Source organism: Streptomyces sp. NPDC050145, assembly GCF_044460245.1.
Lineage (GTDB): Bacteria > Actinomycetota > Actinomycetes > Streptomycetales > Streptomycetaceae > Streptomyces.
Map to the genome: position 1 here is coordinate 1 of NZ_JBITJS010000005.1, position 15,365 is coordinate 15,365.

General features: G+C 71.0%; 12 protein-coding genes. 6 read left to right on the forward strand and 6 right to left on the reverse strand.

What is annotated here, in order from left to right:
• Positions 1-138 precede the first annotated feature (138 nt).
• Entirely contained in the window at positions 139-1,110 is a 972-nt protein-coding gene (locus ACIBTU_RS11470) for a hydroxyacid dehydrogenase (RefSeq protein WP_399126212.1), read from the reverse strand.
• Positions 1,111-1,488: 378 nt separating this feature from the next.
• On the opposite strand from ACIBTU_RS11470, the gene ACIBTU_RS11475 reads away from it, so the two are divergent.
• From ACIBTU_RS11475 to ACIBTU_RS11490, 4 genes are all read left to right on the forward strand, one after another.
• Entirely contained in the window at positions 1,489-2,343 is an 855-nt protein-coding gene (locus ACIBTU_RS11475; RefSeq protein WP_399125813.1) for an ABC transporter permease, read from the forward strand.
• A gap of 35 nt (positions 2,344-2,378) precedes the next feature.
• Positions 2,379-3,242, forward strand: a complete 864-nt coding sequence (locus tag ACIBTU_RS11480) for a carbohydrate ABC transporter permease (RefSeq protein WP_399126213.1) — start codon at positions 2,379-2,381, stop codon at positions 3,240-3,242.
• A 99-nt stretch (positions 3,243-3,341) separates the two neighbouring features.
• Positions 3,342-4,991: a sugar ABC transporter substrate-binding protein gene (locus ACIBTU_RS11485; RefSeq protein ID WP_399125814.1), complete on the forward strand. Its 1,650-nt coding sequence runs from the start codon at positions 3,342-3,344 to the stop codon at positions 4,989-4,991.
• Positions 4,992-5,079: 88 nt separating this feature from the next.
• The gene (locus tag ACIBTU_RS11490) at positions 5,080-6,150 is read left to right on the forward strand and encodes a LacI family DNA-binding transcriptional regulator (RefSeq protein ID WP_399125815.1); all 1,071 of its coding nucleotides are present in this window, start codon (positions 5,080-5,082) and stop codon (positions 6,148-6,150) included.
• Positions 6,151-6,165: 15 nt separating this feature from the next.
• On the opposite strand, the gene ACIBTU_RS11495 is transcribed toward ACIBTU_RS11490, so the two are convergent.
• Positions 6,166-7,629: an APC family permease gene (locus ACIBTU_RS11495; RefSeq protein ID WP_399125816.1), complete on the reverse strand. Its 1,464-nt coding sequence runs from the start codon at positions 7,627-7,629 to the stop codon at positions 6,166-6,168.
• 274 nt (positions 7,630-7,903) lie between these two features.
• On the opposite strand from ACIBTU_RS11495, the gene ACIBTU_RS11500 reads away from it, so the two are divergent.
• On the forward strand, positions 7,904-8,179 hold the full coding sequence (locus ACIBTU_RS11500; RefSeq protein ID WP_399125817.1) for a hypothetical protein: 276 nt from the start codon (positions 7,904-7,906) through the stop codon (positions 8,177-8,179).
• Between the two features lie 164 nt (positions 8,180-8,343).
• Positions 8,344-10,029, forward strand: coding sequence for a multicopper oxidase family protein (locus tag ACIBTU_RS11505; protein WP_399125818.1), 1,686 nt, complete (start codon positions 8,344-8,346; stop codon positions 10,027-10,029).
• Positions 10,030-10,175: 146 nt separating this feature from the next.
• Here ACIBTU_RS11505 and ACIBTU_RS11510 read toward each other — a convergent pair whose 3' ends face one another.
• From ACIBTU_RS11510 to ACIBTU_RS11525, 4 genes are all read right to left on the reverse strand, one after another.
• Entirely contained in the window at positions 10,176-11,411 is a 1,236-nt protein-coding gene (locus tag ACIBTU_RS11510; protein ID WP_399125819.1) for an MFS transporter, read from the reverse strand.
• Between the two features lie 88 nt (positions 11,412-11,499).
• A complete protein-coding gene (locus tag ACIBTU_RS11515) occupies positions 11,500-12,516 on the reverse strand; it encodes an endonuclease/exonuclease/phosphatase family protein (RefSeq protein WP_399125820.1) in 1,017 nt (338 codons plus the stop codon).
• 198 nt (positions 12,517-12,714) lie between these two features.
• Positions 12,715-13,371, reverse strand: a complete 657-nt coding sequence (locus ACIBTU_RS11520) for a TetR/AcrR family transcriptional regulator (protein ID WP_399126214.1) — start codon at positions 13,369-13,371, stop codon at positions 12,715-12,717.
• Positions 13,372-13,756: 385 nt separating this feature from the next.
• Positions 13,757-15,352: a DHA2 family efflux MFS transporter permease subunit gene (locus ACIBTU_RS11525; RefSeq protein WP_399125821.1), complete on the reverse strand. Its 1,596-nt coding sequence runs from the start codon at positions 15,350-15,352 to the stop codon at positions 13,757-13,759.
• Positions 15,353-15,365: the final 13 nt, after the last annotated feature.

Sequence of the window (15,365 nt, forward strand, 5' to 3'; positions counted from 1 at the left end):
CAGTTCCCCGCGCCCCTGAGATGCACACCCTTCGGGTGGCATCTCCCCGATGAGGCGCAGCCTCATCAGGGGCGCGGGGAACTGCGCGACCAGCCACGAACCACCCGCACCCGCCCGACAAGCGCACCCCGCAAACGACTAGGCGACCCGCGCCATGTCCCCCCGCCCCGTACCGCCCCGCAGCTCCGCCCCCGAGACGAGCCGCTCGACCTCCTCCACCGCGAACACCCCGAGCCGCCGCACCTCGCTCCCCTGCGCCCCGGCCACATGCGGAGTGACCAGCACATTGGGCAACCGGAGCAGCGGATGCCCGGAGGGCAGGGGCTCGGGCCACGTCACGTCGAGGTACGCCGACAACCGCCCGGCGGAACACTCCACGGCCAGCGCCTCGTTGTCGACCAGCGCCCCCCGAGCCGTGTTGATCACGGTCCCCCCGTCCGGCACCAGCGCCAGCATCTGAGCGCTCAGCATGCCCCGTGTCTCGGGCAGCAGCGGCGCGTGCACGCTGACGATCGTGCTGCGCCGGCACAGTTCGTCGAGCGAGACCCGCTCGACGCCGAGCCGCGCGGCCTCCGCGTCGTCGACGTACGGGTCGCAGAGCAGGACCCGGTACCCGGCGTCGTCCGCCCGTAGCCCCTCGATGACGCGGCGCCCGATGCGGGAGGCCCCGATGACGCCGACGGTGCGCCCGTCGGCCCCGTCCCGCTCGGTGAAGCCGGGCCAGGCCGTCGCGTATCCCGCGGCCGTGGCCAGGGCCCCCTTCGCCGCGAAGGTGATCGCGGCGAGGGTGTAGGCGACGACGGGCCCGGCGTTGGCGTCGGCCGCCGAGGAGACGAGCAGCCCGCGCTCCCAGACCGCGTCGGTGACGATGGGCCGTACGGATCCGGCCGCGTGGATGACCGCGCGCAGCCGAGGGGCGGTGTCGAGCACTTGCCTTGTGAGCGGCGGGCAGTCCCAGCCGGTGACCAGGATCTCCGCCTCGGCGAGGGCCGCGACGGCCTCGGGCGCGTCGAGCGGCCCGGTCAGCGGCGGGGCCGCCAACCGCACGCTGCGGTCCAGCCGTTCGCGCAGGTCGGGCGGGAAGACCCGCTCCACCACCTGGGCACCCATGGCCAGTACCGCGGTCGGTCGGTGTGCCGTCACGCGCTCCTACCTCTCCTCGCAAGGATCTCGCAGAAGGTCGCGCAGTTCTCGCGCAGGACCTCTGTAACCGGTTACAGCAGTGCCGCAGATGGCCGGGCACGGGACGACAGTACGGTCAATACTTCCCTGCGCCAAGGGGGTTGACCGGCCGTAGTAACCGTTTTAGATTCCGCCTCACCTTGTTCGAACGACGGAGGGGTTCCCGTGCCCACGGTGGCGAAGGAAAGGCCCGATGCCGGGGTGGCTGACTCTCCCGGTGGGCCGGAAACCGGCACAAAGGCCGTCATAGGTCGGCGTGACAGCCGGTGGAAACGTTTTCGGAGCAGTCGCACGCTGCTGCTGCTCATGGTGCCGGGCGTCGCGTACTTCCTGGTCTTCCACTACGGCGCCTTCGTCGGGAACGTCGTGGCGTTCAAGGAGTACGACCCGTTCGCCGGCCTGTGGGGCAGCCCCTGGGTCGGGTTCGGGAACTTCAGCCGGATGTTCGGCGACCCCGACTTCTGGCACGCGACGTGGAACACGCTCTACATCGCCGTGCTCCAGCTGGTGTTCTACTTCCCGGTGCCGCTCTCGATCGCGTTGCTGCTGCACAGCCTGACCTCGGATCTGCTGCGCCGCTTCGTGCAGTCCGTCGTCTACCTGCCGCACTTCCTGTCGTGGGTGATCGTCGTCGCCCTGTTCCAGCAGGTCCTGTCGGACACCGGCCTGCTCAACAGCTTCCTGGGCGACAGCGGGCTGCACACCGTCGACATCATCGGCAACCCCGACGCGTACCGTCCGCTGGTGGTCGCCGAGGTGATCTGGAAGGACGCCGGCTGGGGCACGATCATCTTCCTGGCCGCGCTGATGCAGGTCGACGAGCAGCAGTACGAGGCCGCCGCGATCGACGGGGCCGGGCCCTGGCGGCGCTTCTGGCACGTGACGCTGCCGTCGATCCGGCCGATCGTCGTGCTGCTGCTGATCATGCGGCTCGGCGACATCCTCTCCGTCGGCTTCGAGCAGATGCTGCTCCAGCGCCCGTCGGTGGGCCCGGAGGTCGGCGAGGTCCTCGACACCTTCGTCTACTGGCAGGGCATCATCGGCGGCGACATCGGCTACGCCACCGCGGCCGGCCTCTTCAAGGGCCTGGTCGGCGCCCTCCTCGTCTTCGTCGCCAACCGCATCGCGCACCAGCTCGGCGAGCAGGGGGTCTACAAGTGAGCAGCACGTCCACCCGAGTCGACCGTCCGGCCTGGATGGAGCGGCCCAAGCCGGTCACCAAGGCGGCCAAGGGCGTGGCCGTCCTGGTGCTCCTGGCGCTGGTCCTGGTCCCGTTCCTGGTGATCATCTCGACGTCGCTGGCCTCCAACAAGGAGGTCGTGGCGAACGGCGGCTGGGTCCTGTGGCCCACCGATCCCACCCTGCGCGCCTACGAGCAGATCCTCAGCGGCGGCATCGTGACGAAGGCGCTCGGCGTGAGCGTCGGGATCACCGCGATCGGTACGTTCGCGTCGCTGGCCTGCACCGCGTGCCTGGCGTACGCGCTGAGCCGGCCCGGCGTCTTCGGCGGCAAGCCCGTCCTGCTGGTCGTGCTGTTCACGTTCCTCTTCCCGCCCGGCATGATCCCTGCGTTCCTGCTGGTCAAGGGCCTCGGCATGGAGAACATGTACGCCGCCCTGATCGCGCCCGTGCTGATCAACGTCTTCAACCTCGTCGTCCTGCGCGGCTTCTTCCAGGGCATCCCGGAGGAGCTGTACGAGGCGGCCCGGCTGGACGGCGCGGGCGACTGGACGGTGTTCTGGCGGATCGTGCTCCCGCTGTCCAAGGCGGCGCTCGCGGTGGTCGGCCTGTTCTACGCGGTCAGCTACTGGAACGCCTGGTTCCACGCCTCGATCTACCTGGAGTCCGACCACTGGCCGCTCTCCCAGGTGCTGCGCACGTACGTGATCGGCGGCGCGCAGATCGCCGACACCGGGCTGAGCGAGGCCGGCATGGTCTCCGCCCCGCAGACGACGCAGATGGCCGTCCTGGTGATCGCCACCGTGCCGATCCTGATCGTCTACCCCTTCCTGCAGAAGTACTTCACCAAGGGCGTGCTCACCGGCGCCATCAAGAGCTGAGCACGGTCAAGCACCACAGAGCACGGTCAAGCACCAAAGAGCTGAGCAACCCCCCGCACTTCTCTGTCTCGACCTCCTTGATCCGAAGGGTCCTTCACCATGTCCGCGAACCTCTCCCGCCGCACCCTGCTGCGCTCCATCGCGATCGGCGGCGCCGCGCTCGCCGCCCCCTCCGTGCTCACCGCCTGCTCCTCCGACAGCAGCGGCGGCGGCTCCGTCTCCAACGCGGGCAAGAAGGCGGCCGCCTGGCCCACGTACACCCCGGCCAAGGGCGCCACCCCGGATCTCGCGCCGACCGCCGAGGGTGTGCAGGCCGGCTACACGAAGTACCCGGCCGAGCTGGTGAAGGCGATCGCCGAGAAGCCGGGCACCGGCAAGGAGAAGATCAAGGTCCTCACCATCACGTACGGCACCCCGCCGAAGCCGGCCGCGCAGAACAAGTACTGGGCGGCGGTCAACAAGGCGCTGGGTGTCGACGTCGAGTTCACGATCGTGCCGGACGCCGACTTCCGCGCGAAGATGGCGACCCTGTTCGCGGGGGACGACATCCCCGACATCATCAACATCGGCGGCGGCTACGTGCTCCCGCGCGAGGCCCAGTTCGTGAAGACGCGCTGCGCCGACCTCACCGAGTACCTGTCGGGCGACGCGGTCAAGGACTACCCGAACCTCGCGGGCATCCCGACGTACGCCTGGGAGGGCATGGGCCGGATCGCGGGCCGCATCTACGGCGTCCCGGTGGAGCGGCCCAAGCCGCAGGACACGATGTTCTTCAACAACGGGGTCTTCACGAAGGCCGGCTACAAGCCCGGCATGTCCGCGGACGACTTCGCGGCCCTCGCCAAGGACGCGACGGGCGCCAAGAAGTGGGCGCTGGGCGCCTCCACGACCGCGTACTTCGGTTACAAGACGCACGCCAACTGGTTCGGCACGCCCAACGAGTTCGCCCTCCAGGACGGCAAGATGGTGCACTGGGGCGCCACGGACGAGTTCAAGGCGATGCTGGAGTACCTCGCCAAGCTGCGCAAGGACGGCTCGTACTACCCGGAGGCCACCTCGGTCTCGCAGGTCGACCTCAAGACCCAGTTCTGGAACGGCTCGGTGCTGTCCATGACCGACGGTTTCCTCGCCTACCCGGCCGCCGCGCAGGGCATCAAGAACAGCTTCGACCTCGACGCGCTCGTCCCGTACGCCGCGCCGGGCGCCACCCCCAAGTACCAGCAGAGCCGTGGCATCTTCGGCTACACGGTCGTCAAGAAGGCGTCCAAGGACCGCATCAAGCTGATCCTGCGCGTCCTCGACTACCTGGCCTCCCCGTTCGGCTCCGAGGAGTACGAGCTCACCCACTTCGGCGTGGAGGGCACGCACTTCGAGCGCGACAAGGACAACAACCCGATCGCCAACGAGCTCGGCCTGGTCGAGTCGAAGACGAACGTCCCGTTCATGTACCTCTCCGACGCCCCGCAGGTGCTCTACGCTCCCGGCTTCGGGGACGTCGTGAAGCGGCTGCACTCCTGGCAGCAGAAGGTCGTCCCGATGATGCAGCCCAACGCCCGCTTCGGCCTCCAGTCCGAGACGTACAACAAGCAGGGTGCGGCGCTGGAGCAGCTGATGAACGACAGCGTCACCGCCGTCGTCTCCGGCCGCAGGAAGGTCTCGGACTGGGACGCCCTGTACGGGAAGTGGGAGGCGCAGGGCGGCAAGAAGGTCATCGGCGAGTTCACCACGGAGTACGCCGCGGCCCACTGAAGCGGGCCGGCCGGACACAGGCACACGCGATGATGGTGCGGGGCGCGCGGGAAGGCGCGCCCCGCACCGCTGGACCGAGGGAGTCAGAGTGGGCGAGCGCGGCGAGACCGAGGCGACGGGCCGGGTCACCATCCGCGACGTGGCGGCACGCGCGGGTGTGTCGGTGGCCACGGTGTCACGCGTTCTCGCGGGCAACTATCCGACGTCCGCGGCGTCCCGGGCGAAGGTGCTGCGGGCGGCCAAGGACCTGGACTACGTCGCGAACGCGCACGCCCGCGCGCTGGCCGGCGCGGGCCGCAAGACGATCGCGGTGCTCCTGCTCGACGTCGTGAGCTCGTACTACGCGGCCGTCGCGCAGGGCGTCGAGAAGGAGGCCGCGCAGCGCGACCGGCTCACGCTCGTCGCGTCGACGGGCGCCGATCCGGCCCGCGAGCTGGCGCTGGTGCAGATGATGCGCGAGCAGACGGCCGAGGCGGTCGTGCTCGTCGGTGGTGTGGTCGAGGACGCGGCGTACCGGGAGCGGATGGCGCAGTACGCGCAGTCGCTGGCCGCGGCCGGTTCCCGGCTCGTGCTGTGCGGCCGTCCGGCGCCCGCGCCGGACGTGCCCGCGGTCGTGGTGGAGTACGACAACGAGGCTGGCGCCCACGCCGTCACCAGCCATCTGCTGGGCGCGGGGCACCGGAAGATCGCGATGATCGGCTACCAGCCGGGCAACACGACGGGTGAGGACCGCGTGCGCGGCTATCTGCGCGCTCTCTCGGACCACGGCGTGCCGCGGTCCGACGCGGTGCTGCACGGCGTCGGCTTCGGCCAGCACAACGGCGACCGGGCGATGCGCGACCTGCTCGACCGGTGCGACGGGAAGCCGGACTTCACGGCGGTGTTCGCGGGCGACGACCGGGTGGCCCTGGCCGCGGTGAAGGTCCTGCACGCGTACGGGCTCCGGGTCCCCGAGGACATCTCGGTGGTGGGGTACAACGACGACCCGGTCGCCGCCGACATGACGCCGGGCCTGACGACGGTGCACATCCCGGGTGAGGAGCTGGGCCGCACGGCGGTCCGGCTCGCGCTCGGCGACACCGGCCGCTCGGGGCAGCGGCGCCAGCTCCTCGGCACGCACATCGTGATCCGGGACAGCGTGCGCCGCCTCACGCCGTAGGGTCTTTCGTCTGGATCAGGCTGGGCTCGCGGGCCCGGCCGGATCGCGGTGGTCGGGGTGGATCCAGCTCGGCTTGCGGAACTTGAGGAAGGCCGCGGGCGCCGCGATGCCGAGCAGCAGCAGACCGCCGCCGACGACCAGCAGGTAGCGCCACAGCGGCCCGGTGTCGTACTGGTCCGGCGGCACGAACCCGATGACGAGCGCCAGCACGGACGCGACGAAGCCGACGCCCGCGACGATCTTGACGGCGGGCACGACGAAGCCGCGCGGCACGTCGGGGCGGGTGCGGCGCAGCACGACGACGGCCACGAACATGAGCAGGTAGGCGACCAGGTAGATCTGGATCGTGATGACGGAGAACATCCAGTACTGGCTGGAGACGCTGTCGCTGAAGGCGTAGAGGACGCCGATGAGGGTGGTCAGGACGCCCTGGGCGACCATCACGTTCTGCGGCACGCCGTACTTGTTGAACTTCTGCAGGAAGGGCGGCAGGTAGCCCTCCTGGCGGGAGAGCAGCACGAGGCCCTTGGCCGGTCCGGACAGCCAGGTGAGCATGCCGCCGAGGGCCGCGCACACCAGCATGATGCCGACGACCTTCGTCATCCAGCCCACGTGGAAGTGGTCGAAGAACGCCTGGAAGGCCTGCATCAGGCCGGCGGTGAGGCTGAGCTCCTTGGCCGGCATGACCCAGCTGATGGCCAGGGCCGGAAGGATGAAGATCAGCAGCACGAGCCCGGTGGCCAGGAAGATCGACCGGGGGTACTCGCCGCGCGGGTCGCGCAGGGACGACACGTGGACGCCGTTCATCTCCATGCCCGCGTAGGAGAGGAAGTTGTTGACGATGAGGACCAGGCTGGCCAGGCCCGTCCACGGGGGCAGCCAGTGGTCGGCGGTCATCGGGGCGGCGGACGCGTTGCCCTGGCCGAGGAAGACGATGCCGAGGGCGACGAGCACGACGCCGGGGATCAGGGTGCCCACGATGAGGCCGAACGAGGAGAGCCCGGCGACGGTCTTCGTGCCGCGCGAGCTGACCCAGACGCCGGTCCAGTAGATGACGACGATGACGATCGCCACGTAGAGGCCGTTCTCGGCGAGGCTCGGGTGGATGACGTACGCGAACGTGGACGCCACGTAGGCGAGCAGGCTCGGGTAGTAGGCGATCGTCATGGCGAACTGGCACCAGACGGCGACGAAGCCGAGCGGTTTGCCGAGCGCCTCGCTGACCCAGCGGTAGATGCCGCCCGTCCAGCCGGAGGCCAGTTCGGCGCCCACGAGGGCGGTGGGGAGGAGGAAGACGATCGCCGGGAGGAGGTAGAGGAAGATCGCGGCGAGGCCGTAGATGGCCATCGTGGGCGAGGGGCGCAGGCTCGCCACGGAGGCCGTGGTCATGAGGCCGAGCGTCACCCAGGAGATGAACTGGCGGCGGGTCCCGTCGTCACCGACTTCCGCGGCTTGCTCCGGTTTGTCCGTTGTCGTCATGAGGTCATGATCAACGGCACCCGGAGGGCTCGCATGTCGCCCGATACCGGGTGGGGGTAGGGTGCGGATCATGACGGGTACGACGACGAGGGGCCGCACCGGCCGCGGACAGCTGCTGCTGTTCGTGGTGCTGCTCTTCGGGATCGTCGGGATGCACACGCTGGGGCACCCGTCCGGCCGTTCGGGGTCGGGACACATGACGACCCCATCGGTGTCGGCTTCGGCCTCGACTGCGGCTTCGGCTTTGGCTTCGGCTTCGGCTTCGGGTCCGCGGATGCCGGGGCACTCGGACGGGTCGACGGCGGGCCCGCAGGCCGTGTCCGCGCCGAGCGCCGGGCAGCCGATGCACGGCGACGGCGGCATGGACCCGCTGAGCGTGTGCCTGGCCGTGCTCGGTTCGGTGACGCTGCTGTTGCTGACGGCTCTGGTGCTGCGCCCGCTCACCGCGGGCCACGCGCTGCCCGGACCCCGCGGCATGGCGTACGCCCAGCACCCACACCCTCCCCCGCCACGCACGCTCCTCGCACAACTGTCGGTCCTGCGCATATAGGCCTCGCACCGGCTGCCTCGCGCTGCCCGGAACCGGATCGGCACCCACCTTTGAAGAGTGGGAACCCGATCGGGTCGAGCGGTGTATCAGAGGCAGCAGATGAGTTCGCCCACTGCCCGCAGCACGCATCACGCACGACACCGACATCGAGGTGCAACTCACCTATGCGCACGACACGTTCGCTCCCCCACTCCCTTCCCGCCTCCCTCACCTCCTCCCTCACCAGCCGCCGCACTCTTCTCGGCGCCTCGCTCGCCGTGGCCGGCACCGGCCTGCTCACCGCCTGTTCCTCCGACGCCGGTACGGGCTCCGGGCACGGCGGTCACGGCTCGGGCGGCTCCGGTCCCCAGGGCTACGTCGACCCGGCGGGCCCCGAGGTCGAGGCGGCTGAGCGCAAGCGCGGCTCCGGACCGGTCCGCTCCGTCCGCCTGACCGCCGCGGCGACCTCCCTCGCCCTGGGCGACCGGACCGTCAAGTCGTGGTCGTACGGGGGTGATCTGCCGGGCAAGGAGGTCCGCGTCACCGCCGGCGACACCCTCGCCCTGACCCTGGCGAATCACCTCCCCGAGGCGACCTCCCTGCACTGGCACGGCCTGGCGCTGCGCAACGACATGGACGGCGTCCCCGGCCTGACGCAGAAGGCGATCGCACCGGGCGCCGACTTCACGTACCGCTTCACGGTCACGCACCCCGGCACGTACTGGTTCCACCCCCACTCCGGCACCCAGCAGGACCGCGGGCTGTACGCGCCGCTGATCGTGGACGACCCCAAGGAGCCTCTGTCGTACGACAAGGAGTGGGTGATCGTCCTGGACGACTGGGTCGACGGCGTGGACGGCTCGACCCCGGACGCGGTGCTGAAGGAGCTGCGGTCCGGCATGGACCACGGGGGCGGTTCCGGCGGCTCGGACAGCTCGGACAGCTCGGGCGGCGGCCACTCCGGGCACGACATGTCGGGGATGAGCGGCGCCGACGCGTCCCCGAGCAAGGGCGCGGGCACGGGTGCCGGCACCGGACCGTCCCGCATGATGATGGGCGCCACGAGCGATCTGCTCGGCGGGGACGCGGGCGACGTGGCCTACCCGCACTACCTGATCAACGGGCGGACGCCCGACGCCCCGTCGTCCTTCAAGGCCCGCCCCGGCGACCGCATCCGGCTCCGGATCATCAACGCGGGCGGGGACACGGCGTTCCGCGTCGCGCTCGGCGGGCACGAGATGACGGTGACGCACACGGACGGCTTCCCGGTGCGGCCCGCGAAGACGGAGGCGCTGCTGCTCGGCATGGGTGAGCGGTACGACGTGCTGGTCACCGCCGGCGACGGGGTCTTCCCGCTGACGGCACTGGCCGAGGGCAAGAAGCAGACGGCGCTGGCGGTCCTGCGCACCGGCTCGGGCTCGGCCCCCTCCGCCGGGACCCGCCCCAAGGAGCTGACCGGGAAGCTCGTCACGGCGGACCTTCTGCGCCCGGCGGACTCGGTGGCCCTGCCCTCCGCCGAGCCGGACCGCACGCTCTCCCTCACCCTGACGGGCAGCATGGAGAAGTACGACTGGGCCTTCGACAACAAGCCGTACACGGCGGACCAGCGCCATCCGGTCAGCGCGGGCGAGCGGGTCCGTCTGGTGTTCCGGAACCATACGAAGATGTGGCACCCGGTCCATCTCCACGGCCACACCTTCGCCCTGACCGGCAAGGCGTCGGGCGCCCGCAAGGACACGGCGATCGTCCGCCCGGGCGAGACGGTGACGACCGACTTCATGGCGGACAACCCGGGCCTGTGGATGCTCCACTGCCACAACATCTACCACTCGGAGGCGGGCATGATGACGGTCCTGGCGTACCGCAGGTAGCCCCCTGCGCGAAGTCCGGCGATCGCCCCTGAACGCCGCCCGAAGGGCGTGCGTTCAGGGGCGCGGGGAACTGCGCGAGAAGCCCCACCGGGCGGCAGAAAGCAAGTAGCCCGCAACCGGCAACGGCGCCGGCGCCGGCGCCGGCCTCACCGCTCGGCAGGAGCGGCGTCCTCCAGAACCTGTCCGGCGACCACCCGCCCACCAGAACCGGCGGCGACCACCCCGCCGGAGGCGACCCGGCGCCGATCGACAAGCAGCGCCACCCCGGCGACCCCGAGTCCGAGAACGGCCAGAATCGCTCCGGCCGGCGCCGGGGACGTGACACCCAGGCCCGCGCTGAGGGCGAGCCCGCCGATGAACGCGCCGCCCGCGTTGGCGAGGTTGAACGCGGCCTGGTTGGCCGAGGAGGCCAGCGAGGGCGCCGCAGCGGCCTTCTCCATCACCATGAGCTGCAGAGGAGACCCCGTGACGAACGCCGCCATCCCGAGCAGCAGCACCGCGACGGCCGCGCTCCACTGCGCCCGCATCAGTACGGGGAACAGCGCGAGCACGACCACGAGCGAGGCCAGCCCGCCGAACAGCGTGCCGCGCAGACGGTGGTCGGCGAGCCGCCCCCCGAGCAGGTTCCCGACGGTCGCCCCGACGCCGAACAGGGCGAGCAGCAGGGTCACGCTCCCCGTGGCGTACCCGGCGGCGTCCGTGAGCATGGGCGTGATGTAGCTGTACGCGGCGAACAGCGCGCCGAACCCGGCGACGGTCGTGCCGAGCGCGAGCCACACGGGCAGCGACTTGAGGGCCCGCAGCTCACCGCGTACGCCGACGAGTTCGCCGTGCCCGTGGTCCGCGGGCACGAGCAGCGCGAGGGTGGCGATGGCGACGAGCCCGATGGCGCTGACGGCGAGGAACGTGGCGCGCCAGCCGAGGTGCTGGCCCATGGCGGTGGCGACGGGGACGCCGATGACGTTGGCGACGGTGAGGCCGAGGAACATCAGCGAGACGGAGCGGGCCTTGCGCTCGGGCGCCACCAGCGAGGTCGCGACGACGGCGCCGACGCCGAAGAAGGCACCGTGCGGCAGACCGCTGACGAAGCGGGCGAGGAGAAGGGAGTGTTCGCCGGGGGCGGCGGCCGAGACGGCGTTGCCGACGACGAAGAGGACCATGAGCCCGATGAGGACGCGGCGCCGCGGCATGCGCGCGGTGAGCGCGGCGAGCAGCGGGGCGCCGATGACGACGCCGAGGGCGTACGCGGAGACGAGGTGTCCGGCGGAGGGGATGGATATGCCGAGGTCGGCCGCGACGTCGGGCAGCAGGCCCATCATCACGAACTCGGTCGTGCCGATGCCGAAGGCGCCCACGGCGAGCGCGAGCAGGGCGAGGGGCATGAAGGATCTTCCGGGGAGGGCGGGCGGTGAGCAGAACTATTAAGTTTACGCCCTGAACAAATATTCCCTCACCGCGTCCGCTCCCCCGTCAGAGCTTGACGCGAGCCGCGATCGGCAGGTGGTCGCTCCCGGTGGCGGGCAGCGACCAGGAGGAGACCGGCTCGATGTCCCTGACCATGATCTGGTCGATGCGGGCCATCGGGAACGAGGCGGGCCAGCTGAAGCCGAAGCCGCTGCCCGCGGCGCCCTGGGTGGAGCGCATCTGGGAGGTGACGGCGTTCAGGGCGCGGTCGTTCATCGTGCCGTTGAGGTCGCCGAGGAGCACGACCTTGCCGAGCTGCTCGTGGGCGATGGCGGCGCCGAGTGCGTCGGCGCTCTCGTCGCGCTGGCTGGCGGTGAACCCGGAGTGGAGCTTGACCCGTACCGAGGGCATGTGCGCGACGTAGACGGCGATGTCGCCGCGCGGCGTGGCGACGGTGGAGCGCATGGCGCGGGTCCAGCCGAGCTTGATGTCGACGGGCCGGGTGGCGCTGAGCGGGTACTTGCTCCACAGGCCGACGGTGCCCTGGACGGAGTGGAAGGGGTAGGTCGCCGCGAGCGCCTTCTCGTAGACGGGGACGTCCTCCGCGGTCAGTTCCTCGAGGGCGAGGACCTGGGCGCCGGAGGCGGCGACGTCGCGGGCGGTGCGGGTGGGGTCGGGGTTGTCCGCGTTCACGTTGTGGGTGGCGACGGTCAGGTCGCCGCCGCCGGACTGCTTGTCGGACAGCAGGAGACCGCCGAAGAGGTTGAACCAGGCGATGACGGGGACGAGGACCGCGATCACGGCGGTCGCGGAGCGGCGCACGAGCCCGAGGATCAGCAGCACCGGGACGAAGAGGCCGAACCAGGGCAGGAAGGTCTCGGTCAACGAGCCGAGGTTGCCGATGGTGTTGGGGATCTGCGCGTGCAGCAGCATGACCAGGCCGAGCAGGACCGCGAGCACCGCGAGGACGATGCCGCGCCGCCAGTAGCCGCGGTCCTCGCGCAGCCGGACTCCCAGGCGTCGGAGCCGGGATCCTGTGCGCTCGGATTCCTGGGCGTCCGAGCTGTAGTACGCCTGCGCCATGCCGTCGTCGCCTCACTGCCTGCCGTGCCCGCCGTCCCCGCCCGAAGCACCCTAGGCGATGACGACGGCTCGCTGTTCCGTCACACCCCCGTGGCACGGGGGTGAAGTGTCGTCCGTACTGCGACGAGGACGAACGGGGCGGGGTGCCGGGTTCCGGTCCGGCCGCTGCCGGGGGCCTCTGTGACGAAACCCGCACAATCACCCGAGGGGCGGGACCTGCGGCTTTTCGGGCCGGACGCCTTCTGTTCCCGGCGCGTTGAGGAGCCCGGCGAGGACGGTGTCGACGACCCGGGCGGCGAGGTCGTCGGCGAGCGGCGCGTCGGGCCGCATGACGGTGCGCAGCAGCATGGGGCCGCTGAAGAGGTCGCCGGCGAGCTCGATGTCGGTGCCTTCGGGGAGTTCGCCCTCGGCGACGGCGCGGCGCAGCACACCGTGCATGGCCCGGCGGCGGGGTTCGACGACGACCTCGTGGTACGCGTCCCAGAGCTTGGGCAGGGTCTTCATCTGGGCGAACACATTGTGGAGCAGGGCCGAGGTGCGCAGGTTGAGGCCGCGCCTGCGCATGTGTTCCAGGAGGCGGACGAGGTCGTCGCGCATGGAGGTGCCGGGGAGTTCGGGGTCCGGTCCCTCGATGGAGGCGACGACGTCGACGAAGAGTTCCTCCTTGCCGCTCCAGCGCCGGTAGATGGTGGCCTTGCCGACGCCGGCGGTGCGGGCGATGCGCTCGATGGACAGCTCGGCGAGCGGGACGCCCTCTTCCAGGAGCTTCACGACGCCTTCGACGATGGCGAGTTCGGCGGCCTCGCTGCGGGGGCGGCCGCGCGCGGGCGCGGGGCAGTCGGCGGCGCCGCGCAGCCTGTAGCGCTGGTACGCCCGCGCGACCGCCCCGGCGTCGCCCGGCTCCGGGTCCACCGAGAGGCCGTTCGCCGGGAGGTCGTTCGCCGCGAGACCGTCAGCCGGGTTCGTCGCGAGGCTGTTCGCCGGGGCCGCCGCCGGGCCGTCGGTCGTCGGGCCGTTCACCGGGGCCTTCGCCGGGCTCGTCCGCGCACCGGTCGCCACACCGCCGGCACCGGCACCGGCACCCATGTCCGTACCCGTAGCCGTGTCCGTACCCGCGCTCGTGCCCGTGCCCGTGCCCGTGTCCACGTGTCGCCTCCGCTTCCGCCACGCCCCGGAACCCGGCCGTCCGGCAGGGGTCCGGGGTGATTCTCTCAGCGTCGTCAGCCCCCGTGTGCGGTGATCAGTGCTCCGCGCCCACCTTCTCCGGCGCGCCGCTCTGTCCCTGCGGCGCCGCGGGCGGTCGGCCGGGCAGGAAGAGGCCGGTGACGACCGCGCTGACCAGGGCGACCCCGGCGCCCCACAGCGCGGTGACGTGCATGGCGTGCAGGAACGCGTCGTTGGCCGGGCCGATCAGGGCCTCGCCGCGCGGGCCGAGCTTCTCGGCGACCCCGAGCGTCGCCTCGATGGAGCCGCCGGCGGCGTCGCGCAGGCCGGGCGGGAGCAGGCCCAGCTTGTCCTCGATGCCGCCGCGGTAGGCGGTGGAGAGGACGGAGCCGAGGACGGCGATGCCGAGCGCGCCGCCGACCTGCCGGAACGTGTTGCTCAGCGCGGACGCCGAGCCGGCCTTCTCGCGCGGCAGGGCCTGCATGATGACGACGCTGGTCGGCGTCATGACGTGAGCCATGCCCGTACCCATCAGGAAGAACATGACTTCCAGGATCCAGATGGGGGTGTCGGCGTCGAGGATCGTGAACGCGGCGAGCATGGCGGCGAGCAGCACCAGACCGCCCGTCGTGGTGGCCCGCACCCCGAACCGGTCGACGACGAGCCGGGCGCGCGGCGCGAAGACCAGCTGGGCGGCGGCGAGCGGCAGCATCAGCGCGCCGGTCTGCAGCGGCGAGTATCCGCGCACGCTCTGCGTGTAGAAGACGGAGAAGAACGTGACGCCCATGAGGGCGAAGAAGACCAGGGCGATCGCGGCGATGGCCGCCGAGAACACCTTGTTCTTGAAGTAGTCGATGTCGATCGACGGGTGGTCGCTGCGCTTCTCGTACAGCACGAATCCGACCAGTACGACGAGGCCGGCGGCGATCGTGGCGAGGACCTGCGGGCTGGTGAAGTCGCCCTCGTCGCCGCCCTTGATGATCCCGTAGACGAGGAGGACGAGGCCGACGATGGAGAGCGCGACGCCGGCGAGGTCGATGCGGCCGGGCTTCGGGTCCTTGGAGTCGGGCACGAGCGCGAGCATCAGGACGACGGCGAGGATCACGATCGGCACGTTGACCAGGAAGACCGAGCCCCACCAGAAGTGGTCGAGCAGCAGGCCGCCGGTGATCGGGCCGATGGCGATGGCGAGGCCGACGCCGCCCGCCCAGATGCCGATGGCCTTGGGCTGCTCCTCGCGCTCGAAGACGTTCATGAGCACGGCGAGGGTGGCGGGCATGACGAACGCGGCGCCGAGGCCCATGAGTGCGCGGAACGCGATGAGCTGGACCGGGGAGCCGGACTCGGCGGCGAGCGCGGAGCCGATGCCGAAGACGACGAGGCCGCCGATGAGGACCTTCTTGCGGCCGATGCGGTCGCCGAGCAGGCCGGCGGTGAACAGGAGGCCGGCGAAGACGAGGGTGTAGGCGTTGATGGCCCACTCGAGCTCGCTCTGCGTGGCGCCCAGGCCCGTCGGGGCGGGGGTCGAGATCGTCTTGATCGCGACGTTCAGGATGGAGTTGTCGAGGACGACGATCAGCAGGCTCAGCATGAGCACGCCGAGGATGGCCCAGCGACGGCGGTGCACCGCCTCGGGTATCCGCGGGGCCGCGGGAGCGACGGGAGTGGTCATGCGTAAGAGCCTA

Excerpts from the sequence above, each read along its gene's own strand:
- ACIBTU_RS11510 (WP_399125819.1), bottom strand. The coding sequence starts at position 11,411 with ATGCCCCTCGCCCTGCTCGCGCTCGCCGTGGGCGCCTTCGGCATCGGC.
- ACIBTU_RS11485 (WP_399125814.1), top strand. The coding sequence starts at position 3,342 with ATGTCCGCGAACCTCTCCCGCCGCACCCTGCTGCGCTCCATCGCGATC.
- ACIBTU_RS11500 (WP_399125817.1), top strand. The coding sequence starts at position 7,904 with ATGCCGGGGCACTCGGACGGGTCGACGGCGGGCCCGCAGGCCGTGTCC.
- ACIBTU_RS11475 (WP_399125813.1), top strand. The coding sequence starts at position 1,489 with ATGGTGCCGGGCGTCGCGTACTTCCTGGTCTTCCACTACGGCGCCTTC.
- ACIBTU_RS11505 (WP_399125818.1), top strand. The coding sequence starts at position 8,344 with ATGCGCACGACACGTTCGCTCCCCCACTCCCTTCCCGCCTCCCTCACC.
- ACIBTU_RS11470 (WP_399126212.1), bottom strand. The coding sequence starts at position 1,110 with ATGGGTGCCCAGGTGGTGGAGCGGGTCTTCCCGCCCGACCTGCGCGAA.
- ACIBTU_RS11480 (WP_399126213.1), top strand. The coding sequence starts at position 2,379 with ATGGAGCGGCCCAAGCCGGTCACCAAGGCGGCCAAGGGCGTGGCCGTC.
- ACIBTU_RS11515 (WP_399125820.1), bottom strand. The coding sequence starts at position 12,516 with ATGGCGCAGGCGTACTACAGCTCGGACGCCCAGGAATCCGAGCGCACA.
- ACIBTU_RS11525 (WP_399125821.1), bottom strand. The coding sequence starts at position 15,352 with ATGACCACTCCCGTCGCTCCCGCGGCCCCGCGGATACCCGAGGCGGTG.
- ACIBTU_RS11495 (WP_399125816.1), bottom strand. The coding sequence starts at position 7,629 with ATGACGACAACGGACAAACCGGAGCAAGCCGCGGAAGTCGGTGACGAC.